10 protein-coding genes and 2 tRNA genes are annotated in these 13,134 nt (G+C 36.5%); 6 read left to right on the top strand and 6 right to left on the bottom strand.

Translation table 11 applies throughout. The annotated features are described in order from the left end of the window. Nucleotides 1–207: 207 nt before the first annotated feature. The gene (locus ACFOUY_RS12820; protein WP_378961159.1) at nucleotides 208–912 is read right to left on the bottom strand and encodes an SDR family oxidoreductase; all 705 of its coding nucleotides are present in this window, start codon (nucleotides 910–912) and stop codon (nucleotides 208–210) included. A 126-nt stretch (nucleotides 913–1,038) separates the two neighbouring features. On the opposite strand from ACFOUY_RS12820, the gene mtgA reads away from it, so the two are divergent. Continuing rightward, the gene (gene mtgA, locus ACFOUY_RS12815; protein WP_378961157.1) at nucleotides 1,039–1,767 is read left to right on the top strand and encodes a monofunctional biosynthetic peptidoglycan transglycosylase; all 729 of its coding nucleotides are present in this window, start codon (nucleotides 1,039–1,041) and stop codon (nucleotides 1,765–1,767) included. A gap of 80 nt (nucleotides 1,768–1,847) precedes the next feature. On the opposite strand, the gene ACFOUY_RS12810 is transcribed toward mtgA, so the two are convergent. Continuing rightward, the gene (locus ACFOUY_RS12810; protein ID WP_378961155.1) at nucleotides 1,848–4,262 is read right to left on the bottom strand and encodes an AsmA family protein; all 2,415 of its coding nucleotides are present in this window, start codon (nucleotides 4,260–4,262) and stop codon (nucleotides 1,848–1,850) included. Between the two features lie 98 nt (nucleotides 4,263–4,360). Next, the gene (locus ACFOUY_RS12805; RefSeq protein ID WP_378961154.1) at nucleotides 4,361–4,840 is read right to left on the bottom strand and encodes an ABC transporter ATPase; all 480 of its coding nucleotides are present in this window, start codon (nucleotides 4,838–4,840) and stop codon (nucleotides 4,361–4,363) included. Between the two features lie 51 nt (nucleotides 4,841–4,891). Between ACFOUY_RS12805 and ACFOUY_RS12800 the strand changes: the two genes are divergently transcribed. After that, nucleotides 4,892–5,359, top strand: coding sequence for a hypothetical protein (locus tag ACFOUY_RS12800; RefSeq protein ID WP_378961153.1), 468 nt, complete (start codon nucleotides 4,892–4,894; stop codon nucleotides 5,357–5,359). 88 nt (nucleotides 5,360–5,447) lie between these two features. Continuing rightward, a complete protein-coding gene (locus tag ACFOUY_RS12795; RefSeq protein WP_378961151.1) occupies nucleotides 5,448–5,939 on the top strand; it encodes a hypothetical protein in 492 nt (163 codons plus the stop codon). Nucleotides 5,940–6,106: 167 nt separating this feature from the next. Here ACFOUY_RS12795 and ACFOUY_RS12790 read toward each other — a convergent pair whose 3' ends face one another. Both ACFOUY_RS12790 and ACFOUY_RS12785 read right to left on the bottom strand, forming a co-directional pair. Next, nucleotides 6,107–6,895 (bottom strand): (Fe-S)-binding protein, encoded by a 789-nt coding sequence (locus ACFOUY_RS12790; RefSeq protein WP_378961150.1) that lies wholly within the window; start codon nucleotides 6,893–6,895, stop codon nucleotides 6,107–6,109. Between the two features lie 74 nt (nucleotides 6,896–6,969). Further along, nucleotides 6,970–8,265: a 4Fe-4S dicluster domain-containing protein gene (locus tag ACFOUY_RS12785; protein ID WP_378961148.1), complete on the bottom strand. Its 1,296-nt coding sequence runs from the start codon at nucleotides 8,263–8,265 to the stop codon at nucleotides 6,970–6,972. Between the two features lie 230 nt (nucleotides 8,266–8,495). Between ACFOUY_RS12785 and ACFOUY_RS12780 the strand changes: the two genes are divergently transcribed. Then, a tRNA-Phe gene (locus ACFOUY_RS12780) sits at nucleotides 8,496–8,568 on the top strand. Between the two features lie 127 nt (nucleotides 8,569–8,695). Beyond that, a tRNA-Phe gene (locus ACFOUY_RS12775) sits at nucleotides 8,696–8,771 on the top strand. A 519-nt stretch (nucleotides 8,772–9,290) separates the two neighbouring features. Here the strand turns inward: ACFOUY_RS12775 and galB are convergent. Continuing rightward, complete coding sequence (gene galB, locus ACFOUY_RS12770; protein ID WP_378961146.1) at nucleotides 9,291–11,714, bottom strand: beta-galactosidase GalB; 2,424 nt, start codon at nucleotides 11,712–11,714, stop codon at nucleotides 9,291–9,293. A 959-nt stretch (nucleotides 11,715–12,673) separates the two neighbouring features. Here galB and ACFOUY_RS12765 point away from each other — a divergent pair. After that, nucleotides 12,674–12,865: a hypothetical protein gene (locus ACFOUY_RS12765; protein ID WP_378961145.1), complete on the top strand. Its 192-nt coding sequence runs from the start codon at nucleotides 12,674–12,676 to the stop codon at nucleotides 12,863–12,865. The last annotated feature ends 269 nt before the right edge of the window (nucleotides 12,866–13,134 follow it).

The following is a 13,134-nucleotide window of genomic DNA, read 5'->3' as shown; positions in this document are numbered from 1 at the left end:
CTGAGAATTTGCTAAACGCCTTTTTTAATAAATTTGTTTTCAAATATTCAATTCTAAGACTTATGTTTTAATCTTGGGTGTCCCAGTGCGGAAAACAGGAAAAAGCTGCCTCATTTATTTTGAGACAGCCTCTTTTTTTTTGATTTAAAATGGGAGGTGGAAAGATCGTACATTTCCGTCTCTGATATTTTCCATCTTCCATTCCTTTTATCCTTTTGGCATAGTCGGCCTGATTTCTATTTTACTTGGTAAGGTTCTGGCCGGCATTGCGAGTAAATCAACTATTAATTTACCCATATCTTCGGGCTGAATTTTCCAAGCGTCATTTTGCTCATCTGGGTTATGATCATTGAAATGACTGGCGACAGAACCTGGCATAATTGTACTAACTTTAATGCCATATTTTCTTAAATCTAGCATTACAGATTGAGTAAAACCTGTTAATCCAAATTTACTTGCATTGTAGGCTGAGCCACCTGCAAAGAAATTTGTTCCCGCCAAACTAGAAATGGTAAAGATTGTGCCCTTAGTTTTTTTAATTTCTTCTACTGATGCTTTAATACTGTAAAATACACCTGTTAAATTAGTATCAATAATTTCATTCCACAGGTTAATATCCATTTCATCCACAGGTGCAAAATGACCTACCCCGGCGTTGGCAATTAAAACATCTAATTGTCCCCATTTATCTATCACTAAATTTACGGCAGCTTGTTGCGAATTGAAATCTTTTACATCAGCTTCAATCGCTAATACATCTCCATAGTTTACTAAACTTGCCGCCGCCTGATTCGCACTTGCTATACTTCTGGCCGTAATAGCCACATAATATCCATTTTTTAAAAGGGCTTCCGCAATACCGAAGCCAATTCCTTTGCTTCCTCCGGTAATTAATGCTACTTTCTTACTCATAATTTTCTTTTTGATTTAACGATTGAAATGCAAATATGTTTAAGCATATTTTAAATTAGGTTTACTTATTGTCATTACTGCTTAAGAGATATGATATCAGGATTAAGATTTTGCTAACTTTGTGCTATGGCAAAATCCCAGACTAGAAAAGTTAAAACCAAATCTAAATATCCACGTCTAAAACGCGTTACCGATATTGCCACAAAAGTTTTTATTTACTTTTTACTGGTTTCTTTGTTCTGGGTTATCGCTTTGCGATTTATTAATCCGCCAATTACCCTATTAATGGTTTTGCGAAACATAGAGCGTAAGACAGATGGAAAACCTTTTAGAACAGATAAAAAGTGGGTTAAATTCGAAGATATATCTGATAATATGAAAAGAGCCGCTGTATCTGCCGAAGATCAGTTGTTTCTGAAGCATATTGGCTTTGATTTTAAATCTATTGAGAAAGCTTTTGCCAGTAATGCAAAAGGCAAAAAAGTTAAAGGTGGCAGTACGATTTCACAGCAAACGGCTAAGAATGTTTTTCTCTGGCCTGGCCGCTCCTGGGTTCGTAAAGGTTTTGAGGCTTATTTTACTTTGCTAATAGAAATGTTTTGGAGTAAGGAACGCATTCTTGAAGTTTATTTAAACGTAATCGAAATGGGGGATGGAATTTATGGGGCAGAGGCTGCATCACAAGCATATTACGGGAAATCTTGCGAAAAATTAACCAGAAATCAAGCTGCTTTAATTGCGGCATGTTTTCCAAATCCTTTAAGATGGACTCCAAAAAATGCAACGCCTTACATCAGGCACCGACAATACCTTATCTTAAGAAATATGAAAAGGCTAGGGCCATTGGATTTTTAACTTAGGTTTTGGTAATTGGTTTTTAGTTTTTCGGATGGCGAAGAGCAGATAGATAACCGACAAACTAAACAACCAAAAAACTAATCGTGGTCTTTATTCCACCTAACTTTTAATTCTCCTTTTTCTTCAACCGCTTTTAAATGTAGCACAATACCACGCATTCTGGATTCGCGTTTTTGCTTTTTGTCCAGTATTTCATCTCCTTTAGGATTTCTTAAAGGGATATCCATTTCGATATTTGTTCCCGCTGTTAAGCCATAAATACCTTTCACATTCAGATTTAAAACACTAGAATTAATCTGCATGGGGCTTATTTCTATTTTATCTCCCTTAATATTCAAAGTCCCATCAAGGTTATTAATACGGATATCTGATAAGTTACGATTTGCGAATGCAAGTTTTCCAACTTTTTCTAAGGGTTCAAAATTAATTAATGCTGCATTTTTAAGGTTAAAAATTACTTTTCCATTAATTGATCTAGGTAAAATTTTTCCTGTATGCGAAATCCGACCGCCTATATTAACAAGAGAAGATAAATAACCTCTTAAATTTTGGTTAGTAATGCTTTTTTGTCCAAAATTGTCGAACGAGTAGAAGAAATCCTTCACGCTTACATTGCTTATTTTAGAATTGATTTTGAAAATGTTTGAAGCTTCTTCCTGAATAATGTTGCCAGTTAAAGAAAGAAAGCCTCCTGCATGGGCAACACTTATTTTATTGAGATAAATCCCCTCTCCGCGGAGTGCAATATCTGCATCAAGATTCCTGGCCATAAATTTATCATAAATTGCTTTATCTACTGTTAAGCGAATATTCATTTTCGAAACCTCCAGTACATTGCTTAGTTCTTTGGAAGCAGTTTTCATTCCACCAGAAGATTTCACTTTTTTCTTAACTGTTCTCGGTCCTAGAAACGGTAAAAATTCGTTTAAGTAAAGCTGAGGACTATGCATTTTCAGGTTTACAAGAATTTTAGACGGATCGGTATAGTATAAGTTGGCAAAGTTTGCAATGTAACAGCTCACATTCAGTTCACTTTTACCTAACTGGAAATGACCATCTTGAATAGATAAATCATTCTGGTTAAAATTAATATTTAGCGCACTTTTTACCAGATGTAGCTTTCTGGGTATATACAGAATATCCGCATCTGCTATCTGAATTTTCCCTGAAACGACTGGTTTTGTGAATCGGAAATTATCGATATCTGCCTTGACATATAAACGAAGATTAGCAGTTCCATTTTTAAAGTCAAAATCATTCGTGCCAATAGAATTGTTAAGGTTTGATAAGGGAAATTGTGATGTAACTAAACCTGTAGCAATTGGCCTGGCTAAATTATTTACAGTAAAAGTGTCAATCTTTAAAGGTGCATTAAAATACTTTGCAGTCAGTTTTAAGAATTTTATCGATGAATTTTCATCGCCTATAATACCCCCTGTAGTATCCTGATTGGTAAAAGAGCCATCGAAATTTGTTGCGGTTAACGTTCCTGCCGGGATGGTAACTATGTTGTCCCTTACTTTTATTCCAACCTTAATCAGCGGATCGCCATATTTTCCGGAACCATCATCAATAATATTCCCCCTAATGTCAATCGGCTTTTCGATGCCGAATTTTAATAATTTAGAAGAAATATTTGGCGAAAGGAGTAAAGCTACATCCTTGTATAAAATTTTATCAACCGCGATATTGATATTAAAACCAGCATTTGCCAGATCTATTTTTGCTCCAATTTTAAATGGATACTGGCCGATATTTAGAACTTCGGGCGCTAAAATAACAGCGTCCATTTCTTTACTATAGTGTGCAGATAAAGTGCCTTCCAGCATTTTGTCTTTTAAAAAACTACCTTTCCTGGTATTAAAGGCGAAGCTATTAACCATAGTTTTTAGCTTTATTTTTCCTGTCCAGCCACTATCAGGATATTCAATTCTTCCTTGAACCTGGTCAATAGCAAAATTAAAAAGCTTAAAGCGTTTCTGGTTCTCGAGAACTAAATTCACGTTATTAAAATCTATTTTTTTAACTTCTAATGCTGATGATTTGGAAGATGAGGTTTTATCTTTCGTCGATTTACTCTTAAAAATACTGGTATTGCTATAGCCTAAAGAGTCTGTAAAAATGTATACTGAGGCATTATTTATAGCAATTCGGTTAATGTTAACATTTCCGGTTAATAGGGAAAGCATATTTAAGGAAACATCAATATCCTCGGCTTTTAACAGGTCGTGTTTATGTTTTGCCCATAAACTATCGCGAAGCAATACGTTATTTAAAGAAACCGACACACCTGGGAAACCTTTAAGTAAGGTAGGCTCCATACTTTCGGCTGTTATTTTCCCATTAAGATTTTTATTTAACTGTTCCAGAATAGAACCTAAAACTTCTTTCTTATTTCTGTTGATGTAAAATGCAGCGGCGAGCCAAATCAAAATGATTAGTCCAATAAATACCGATAATATTCTTAAAGAAATTTTTAGCCACCTTGCCATAGAGATCATTTATATTCGGTAATATAAAGTTTTTCTCAGGGATTTTGTTTGGCCTTAACTAAATTATTTAAGAGATAAAAGGCGTGCAAGAATTAATATTACAGAAGATGTGCAAAAACACTAGCATGCCAGCTATTTTCCAATGGAACCTCCCATTTATTTTCAAGTTCTTGTAAAGTCTGCACCATGTTGTTAAAAACAATAGTTTTTGGGGTAATTTGTTTAATGTTCACAAGGGTTTCGAAATCTTCTTTACCTTGTACATGTACCTCTCCATCTATTTTATAAGCAATGTTAAAACGGTTGAATAAGTCTACGTGATAACTTTGTTCAATATCTTTAATAATTCTTACAGAACTATCTATAGAACAACCAGTCACATTTGCCTGGCTTTCATCAACAGATAAGATGATGAAAAATTCATATCTGATTTCGGCCTTAGCCATTAATTCATTTCCATGTGCTTTCCATTGACTGGTAAAGGCTTCCAGTTTTTGTAGAATCTCTATTTCTTCTGCTGAAGAAAATTTTCTATTGCTTTGGTATATCCAAACTCTGGATTGTGGAGAAAAAATCATACTACAAATTTATCATTTTATTTAACTTGGTATATCCTTAACGCCATTCCTATGAAAAAGTTTACATTCTGCTTGAAATTAGTATCTGTTTCTGCCTTTTGTATACTTTCGAGCGCTTTTTCCACTAATGATTCCTTAGAGGAATATACTGTTTTTCTTCAAAAAAGTCTTAGCGAACACTATGATTCCAGTCAGGAAATTAAGTTGGTAAAGAAATACGAATTAAATGTTACCAACAATGGTTTTTGCCGCTACAAGCGATATTTTAACAATGGTAAGGTTGAATATTTTGCTTTTAAATTAGCTAAATTTAAAGATTTAGATTATTATGGAACAACCACATCGGGACAATTATATTTAAGAACGAAGAATGATGATGTTATCGTTCAGACTTATAAGGATAAAACGGGCGATGTAGATTCTATGGCCACTTGTATCGTAATTCCTTTAAAAAATGTTGAGGCAGAAGAATTGAATCAAATTCGTGAGAATTTAGAGCGGATTATCAAATTGCCTTAAATTGAAAAAATGTCTTGGAAATTTGTTGTGCTCAATCAATCTGAATAACGCACAAAAATATAAATTTGACCATAGAAATATTTAGTAAATGAAAACAACATTCCTTATCATTGGACTTTTAATTGGTGGACTTTTAGGTTTTGGATTGACAAAATATTTTAATTCAAATAACTCAAAAGAATTAAAAGTAATTAGTTCAAAAAACACAGTGGCTAATTGGAATTGGGCTGACAGTTTGGAATCCGTAAAAAATGCACCCAGCAGTCATAAGATTGTTTATGAAGACAGTAAAGTACGGGTTTTACAAGTCATACTTCAACCAAAAACTGTTGAGCCAATACATACGCATCAATTTAAAAGTATAATGTGGTTTACTAAAGCAACACCGATGACATATTACCAATATAATCTATCTAAAAGCGGCAAATATGAAATTACTGATAGTATTAAAATCGGGCTGATGCCAGCAGAAGTCCTAAACCATGGAGAAATAGTTGAACCAGAAAAACCACACGCTGTGAAAAACACAGGAAGCGAAACAGGAATTGCTTATCGTATTGAGTTTAAAAAAGACTTTTAACCTAAGCAGCGCGAATCCACGGATTTGAATAAGGGCTGGAAAAGTCTTTCTAGGAACATTTGTTCTAGTTCAACAATTGGATTTGTTTGGAGGATAGTGCTTAATTTGAGACTATGCAAAGGCTGCCAAGCACTAAAATCGCTCTCAATTACGTTATTTTTTAAGCATTATAGTCCATTTGCTCTTGCTGTGATTTCGGCAATATCCAAAACCTTAACTTCTTGTTCTTTATCCTTTAATTTGATACCATCGCTTAACATGGTCATGCAGAATGGGCAACCAGCTGCAATAACTTGTGGATTTGTTTGCAAGGCTTCATCAATACGCTCAACATTAATGTCTTTATTACCTTTTTCTGGTTCTTTAAACATTTGTGCACCGCCTGCGCCACAACATAAGCCATTGCTTTTACAACGTTTCATTTCAACCAGCTGTGCGTCCAAAACCTCTAAAGCCTTTCTTGGGGCTTCGTAAATTCCATTTGCACGACCCAGGTAACAAGGGTCATGATAAGTAATTTTTCGCCCTTTAAAGCTTTCGCCACCTTCGGCTTTTAATTTTCCCTCGTTAATTAAATCCTGAATAAGTTGAGTATGATGGATGACATCATAATTTCCACCTAAACCCGGATATTCATTTTTAATGGTATTAAAGCAATGCGGACAGCCAGTTACAATTTTTTTGATGTTGTATGCATTAAGGACTTCGATGTTAGTCATCGCCTGCATTTGAAACAGGAATTCATTTCCTGCTCTCTTTGCAGGGTCGCCTGTACAACTTTCTTCTGTTCCCAAAACTGCATATTTCATCCCAACGTGATGTAATATTTTGCAGATGTCGCGGGTTATTTTTTGTGCTCGTTCATCATAGCTTCCAGCACAACCTACCCAAAATAATATTTCCGGTTCTTCACCTGCAGCCATTAATTCGGCCATTGTTGGGACTTTAAATTCCATCTTTATAATAATTATTTCAAGTATTACAACTCGAATTTTCTATCTATCAAAACTTTTAATTGCAACCTGCAAATTTAACTTTCTTGTGCCCAGTTAAAACGATCGGCAGGAGAGTACTTCCAGGGTGCCTGATTGTTTTCTATGTTTCCAAGCATCGCATTAATGCTGGCAGGTGCCTGCGATTCTTCCATTACAGCAAAACGGCGTAATTCTATAATAATCTGTAAAGGGTCTATATTTACCGGACAAGCCTCAACGCAGGCATTGCAACTTGTGCAGGCCCAAATTTCTTCTCTTGAGATATAATCATCTAGTAGCGATTTTCCATCCTGATGTTCTGCACCATGTTTATCTATGTTTTTGCCCACCTCAGTAATTCTGTCGCGGGTATCCATCATAATTTTTCTTGGGGATAATAATTTACCTGTTATGTTTGCAGGACAAACAGATGTACAGCGGCCGCATTCGGTACATGTGTAAGCGTTCATCAGGTTTACCCATGTCAAATCAGTTACATCCTTAGCGCCAAATTTGCCCGGCTCTGTTTCTGCAGGAACAAAAGAAGGATCGAGCATCGCTTTTACTTCATTTGTAACAGAAGCCATATTGGTGAATTCGCCTTTAGGTTCTAAGTTTGAATAATAAGTGTTCGGGAAAGCAAAAAGAATGTGGAAATGCTTGGAATATGGCAGGTAATTTAAAAAAGCTAAAATACCTACAATGTGAAACCACCAGCAACCTCTTTCAATAAGTTCTAATGCATTAACTGTATTTGGTAATAAGCCTTGTAAAAACTGACTTATTGGAAAAGAGCCAGCATTTACATAATGACCAGCCCCCAAAGCCTGTAATTTTGCATCAGCAGCATTCATCAGTAAAAATGCCGACATCAATAGTATTTCTGTTATTAAAATATAACTAGCATCTGATTTTGGCCAGTCTGTCATTTCTACACCTCTAAAGCGCTTCAATTTTATAATATTTCTGCGAATAAGGAAGATTACACAGGATAGCCAGACTGTAAATGCTAATATCTCGAAAGAACCAATGAGAAAATTATATAAATCGCCTAAACCATGGAAAATACGATGTGTGCCAAAAAGGCCATCAATCATGATTTCTAAAACCTCAATATTTATAATTACAAAGCCAACATAAACAAAGAAATGCAAAAATGCAGGTATAGGCCTAACGACCATTTTCGATTGACCAAATGCCACACGAATCATAGTCATCAACCTTTTTTGAGGCTGATCGTTACGGTCTACAGCTTTACCTAAGCGTATGTTGCGAATAATTTTCCGAAAATTAACTGCGAAAAGCGCAATTGCAGCTAATGTAACTAGAAGAAAAAGGATTTGGCTTACCATCTGTTTTAGGTTTGTTAGCGCTAAATTAGGATATTTAATTTAAATAAATTACTATGCATGCATAAAAAAATAATAGAAATTGTTGTTTGTATTTATTCTAAATCTAGTTTTGGTCATTTATAAAGGCTACTTTTAAAATTAATTAATTGATAATCAGAGTTTGAAAAGGTTTTTTGAAAAAAAATTTTGCTTTTGGAAAAAGAACGCTACATTTGCAATCCCAAACGGGAGGTGCCTTAGCTCAGTCGGTAGAGCAAAGGACTGAAAATCCTTGTGTCGCTGGTTCGATTCCAGCAGGCACCACTTCCAAAAGCCTTTCAGAAATGAAGGGCTTTTTTGGGTTTTAAAGTAAACAGGAAACGATAATATTTTTTTAAATCGTTTCTTGGAATTGAAAAAAAGAATATTACATTTGCAATCCCAAACGGGAGGTGCCTTAGCTCAGTCGGTAGAGCAAAGGACTGAAAATCCTTGTGTCGCTGGTTCGATTCCAGCAGGCACCACCACACTGGACAAGTCAACTAACTCTGCACTTGTCCAGTTTTTTTGACCTCTAACGTATTGTTAATCAATAAGATATTTTCAATAATTTCATTGATCCGAATAGTTCGATGTTTGCCTATACGTATTCGAACCATTAAAGTTCTTTAAACCAGATATTTGGTATTTCATTCGCTTTTCGCGAAGAAACTATCGAACCAAAAAGGTTTCAAATCATTGATTTTGAAACCTTTTTGGTTTTTATGATCCATCAGGACTACTGAATATAGAAGCAATATACTTATTGTCAATTACTTACCTATAAATATTCTGAATAGTATACCGAATATTTTGAATCAATTTGTCGTTATTTAAGAACGTTTATACTCAAATATACATAATACACTAGTTTTAATAAGCTCATTGGTATGGCAAATTTCAACTCAAAATAGTTTAGTTCTTTCGAGATTGTCGCCGAAGCGCCAACCCAATTGCGGGACAAGCTGCTAAGGGCGAAAGCAGAAAGAATTTTCATAACCAATGGTTTATTTAATAGTAATTAGCAACGATGCAGCAGGTAAGCCATCGGCTGTTGCTGTTATTGTTACTGTACCCGGTTTGGTTTTAGCGCCGATAATTGCCAAGGCCAAACCATTGAATGCTTTACGATGATCTGCTTTGAACGATTCCATGCTGGTTTGGTTTCCATTATCAACACCTGCCAGAAAGCTATCGGCTCCTGATAGTTTGAATTTTACATCATTATCAGCATTAGGCACCATTATGCCATTCTTATCTACAATTTTAACAGTGATATAAGAAAGATCATGATCGTTTGAACGTATGATGCTCCTGTCGGCACTTAATTCTATCCTGGCTGGCGCACCTGCTGTGTTAACTTCGGTAATTTTTACAACTTTGCCATTTTTGCGTGATACGGCCTTTAAGGTACCCGGCGCATACTTTACTTTCCAGGCAATGTGCAGGCTGTCCCCCTGTTTTGATTTTGTACCTAATGATTTGCCGTTCAAATACAGTTCAACCTCATCGGCATTGCTGTAATATGCCCAAACATCAACTACCTTACCGGCTTCCCAGTTCCAGTGCGGTAATAAGTGGAGCACTGTTTTATTGGTCCATTCGCCCTGGTACAAATAATAAACATCCTTAGGGAAGCCGGCCAGATCTACTATCCCGAAGTATGAACTGCGTGATGGCCATTGGTAAGGCCATGGTTCGCCTATATAATCAAACCCGGTCCAAACGAACTGGCCCGATAGAAAAGCATGTTTTCTATATATTTTCAAAGTTTCCTCGTGGGTATGGCCCCAGGGTGCCGAAATATTATCATAAGCGTTAACGGTGTTATCGGCATTCATGGGCCTTGCCACCCTTTTGCCATCCACTACCATGCCTCCCGGCCACCGTTGAATGGTATCGGGCGAAGTATTGTAAACACCACGGCTTTCCAATGCGGAAGCAGTTTCGGTACCAATGAATTTTTTACCGGGGTAATCCTTCTGGAAATCGGCCAGTTTATTGTTATGGTAATTGTAGCCTAACAGGTCAACAGCGCCTGATTCAACAATTTTATTGCCAGGGCCGGGTTCGTTATTGCCCGTAGTGATTGGCCTTGTGGTATCCAGTTCGTGGATGATGCCGGCAAGCTCGCGGGCTATTCGAGTCGCGCTGGTATCTCTTTGCTCGGGTATTTCATTACCAATACTCCATATGATTACCGAAGGGTGGTTCCTGTCCCTCAGTATCTGATCTGTCAGATCGCGTTTGTGCCATTCATTAAAGAAAAGATGAGAGTCAAACTGAGGCCTTTTATGAATCTGCCATACGTCAAATGCCTCGTCCATAATAATCAGGCCCATGCGGTCTGCAAGGTCTAAAAACTCTGGTGCGGGTGGGTTGTGCGAGGTGCGTATAGCATTAACACCCATTTCCTTTAATATTTTAAACTGCCTTTCTAGTGCGTGTACATTAAATGCGGTGCCCAGGGCGCCTAGGTCATGGTGTTGGCAAACACCGTTTATTTTCATGTAAACACCGTTCAGGCTGAAGCCTTTATCCACATCAAAATTGAAATAACGGATACCCAGTGGTGTTTCATACTGGTCAACCACCACATTATTCACCAATATTTTAGTTTGCACTTTGTACAGGAATGGTTTGTCAACCGACCATAATAACGGATTATTAACGCCGAGATTTTGGCTAACAGTAGTAACCGTATCCTTTAAACTAACGCCTGCAAGGGTTTTGCTTGCTACTACTTTACCATTGGCATAAATGCTGCTGACAACAGTGGCAAGTTTAGTTTTGCCTGCCGCATTTTTTATGCTGACGCTCAGGATAACATCGGCATGGCTGGCGCTTACCTTTGGTGTGGTCACAAAAGTACCCCAATGGGCAACCGCAATTTTGTTGGTGCTTACCAGCCAAACATTGCGGTAAATGCCCGAACCTGAATACCAGCGTGAATTTGGCTGTAAAGAGTTATCAGCCTTTACAGCTATCACATTTTTTTTACCATCGTAATTTAAATACGGCGTAAGGTCATATCTAAAACTGATATAACCGTTTGGCCTATAACCTAAATGGTGGCCGTTTATCCACACATCGCTTTTTTGATAAACACCATCAAAAGCAATATAAATCAGTTTGCCTTTATCAGTTTGCGGTATGGTAAAGGTTTTACGATACCAGCCTATGCCGCCTGGTAAAGCGCCGCCTTCTACAGTGGCGGGGTTGTCTTTGCTAAATTCGTGTTCTATACCCCAGTCATGCGGTAAATTTAATTTTCGCCAGCCGGCATCATTAAAATCAACGTTTTGGCCGTTGGGTACGTCGCCTAGGTTAAACATCCAGTTTTGATCAAAATCCAAAACGGACCGCCCACTTTGCGCATGCACTGCAGCTGATAAACTGATCAGGATAAACAAGTAAAATAATTTTTTCATTTTGGTTTATAAATAATTATTAAATGTATCTATAACATTTATAATAGCAAATAATTGGCGTAAACTAAGCGTTTTATACATAGTTATGTTTTTCAACCCCATTTTTAGCCAATATTATAAACCGAGCCGTCTATAGGAACTTATTTATGATGTGCTCGCTTTTTGCGGGCCTTAAAGTTGCAGTGCTGCAGGCGTCTGTAAAAAATCCGGTGGCCCAAGGCCCGTTATTATAACACTTCCCGTAGTTGGTATCGGGGATGGTAATAAAATCATTTCCTTAAATAGTACCTGGAAAACAACAACAGCGCCAGTCACCAATTATTGGAAGGATACTACCGGCCCGTCCTAATGGAAAGAAACCAATGTGCCGGGCCGGGGTTTTGGCGGCCGGGAGGGGCGATGTTAAAAAGCATTTAAGAAACATGTGCTGAACCCCTTGCTACTCGAACCCATGCATTGCCAGTGATTCTTTAGGTCACAGATTCTTCATAGGGTTATTGATCTAAGTTTAAATTTGCTATTAAACGCAAATCAGATAGGAAATAGTTCGAGATTTGTATAGCAGACACCACTTCCAAAAGCCTTTCAGAAATGAAAGGCTTTTTTGGTTATTGGTAAATTAACTTTCTGCAAAATTTGAAAAACCGTTCCTCCGGCTTCTTTTGTTCGTCATGGCTTAGACTTTCTTAGATGGTTTAAAAAAATCAGTTTATAACCTCAATGGTAGCATGACGACACCGCCAAATTGAAAAGGGCTATTGAGACTATTTTTTCTGTGAAACTAAAACAAACGTTTGATTAGTGCTTTAAATGCATGTTTTAAAGTTATCGATAATTATAGTTTTTAGTGCTAATCTTCATGTACTATGGGTATCTCTACTTTATATTGGTCTTCATCTACTTTATTAATTTTGCGTTGATTTAATACTTATTTTTATTCTTGACTAACAAACAAGCGTATGATAAATGTAACTTACACCACACCCCTACGAAAATTAAACCAAGTTAAAATTGGTGATGAAATCGTAGATGAATATGAAAACCAAGGAAAGGTTGTCAAAATTAATAAAACTGAATCCAATGTAGGTAGAGAATATTTATTCCTACTGGATAATAAACAGATGATTTATATTTTAAGCGAAGCTATTTGATTAGAAAATTACTTTCAAAATTATAACCCTATTTAAAACATTTCAGTTGGTAGAAGGACTGAAATCTCATGTAACAATCACATCCCAATGTGTTACAGCAAAAGCCCTTCAGGAGTGAAGGGCTTTTTTGCATTACTTCCGTATCCTTCAAAAAGTTAAATAAATTTTATTTAACGATAGTTTAATTAATTATATTTAGAATATACAGTACATTGGTTTATCAGTTTTATGTAAATACTTTTTTTAATAAAATTTTACATCAATTTTAA

The organism is Pedobacter jamesrossensis (assembly GCF_042650905.1).
In the GTDB taxonomy this organism is placed as follows: domain Bacteria; phylum Bacteroidota; class Bacteroidia; order Sphingobacteriales; family Sphingobacteriaceae; genus Pedobacter; species Pedobacter jamesrossensis.
The sequence above is the reverse complement of the archived record's forward strand: the minus strand, read 5'-3'. Positions and strand labels throughout refer to the sequence as shown.

Excerpts from the sequence above, each read along its gene's own strand:
- ACFOUY_RS12820 (WP_378961159.1), bottom strand. The coding sequence starts at position 912 with ATGAGTAAGAAAGTAGCATTAATTACCGGAGGAAGCAAAGGAATTGGC.
- mtgA (WP_378961157.1), top strand. The coding sequence starts at position 1,039 with ATGGCAAAATCCCAGACTAGAAAAGTTAAAACCAAATCTAAATATCCA.
- ACFOUY_RS12810 (WP_378961155.1), bottom strand. The coding sequence starts at position 4,262 with ATGGCAAGGTGGCTAAAAATTTCTTTAAGAATATTATCGGTATTTATT.
- ACFOUY_RS12805 (WP_378961154.1), bottom strand. The coding sequence starts at position 4,840 with ATGATTTTTTCTCCACAATCCAGAGTTTGGATATACCAAAGCAATAGA.
- ACFOUY_RS12800 (WP_378961153.1), top strand. The coding sequence starts at position 4,892 with ATGAAAAAGTTTACATTCTGCTTGAAATTAGTATCTGTTTCTGCCTTT.
- ACFOUY_RS12795 (WP_378961151.1), top strand. The coding sequence starts at position 5,448 with ATGAAAACAACATTCCTTATCATTGGACTTTTAATTGGTGGACTTTTA.
- ACFOUY_RS12790 (WP_378961150.1), bottom strand. The coding sequence starts at position 6,895 with ATGGAATTTAAAGTCCCAACAATGGCCGAATTAATGGCTGCAGGTGAA.
- ACFOUY_RS12785 (WP_378961148.1), bottom strand. The coding sequence starts at position 8,265 with ATGGTAAGCCAAATCCTTTTTCTTCTAGTTACATTAGCTGCAATTGCG.
- galB (WP_378961146.1), bottom strand. The coding sequence starts at position 11,714 with ATGAAAAAATTATTTTACTTGTTTATCCTGATCAGTTTATCAGCTGCA.
- ACFOUY_RS12765 (WP_378961145.1), top strand. The coding sequence starts at position 12,674 with ATGATAAATGTAACTTACACCACACCCCTACGAAAATTAAACCAAGTT.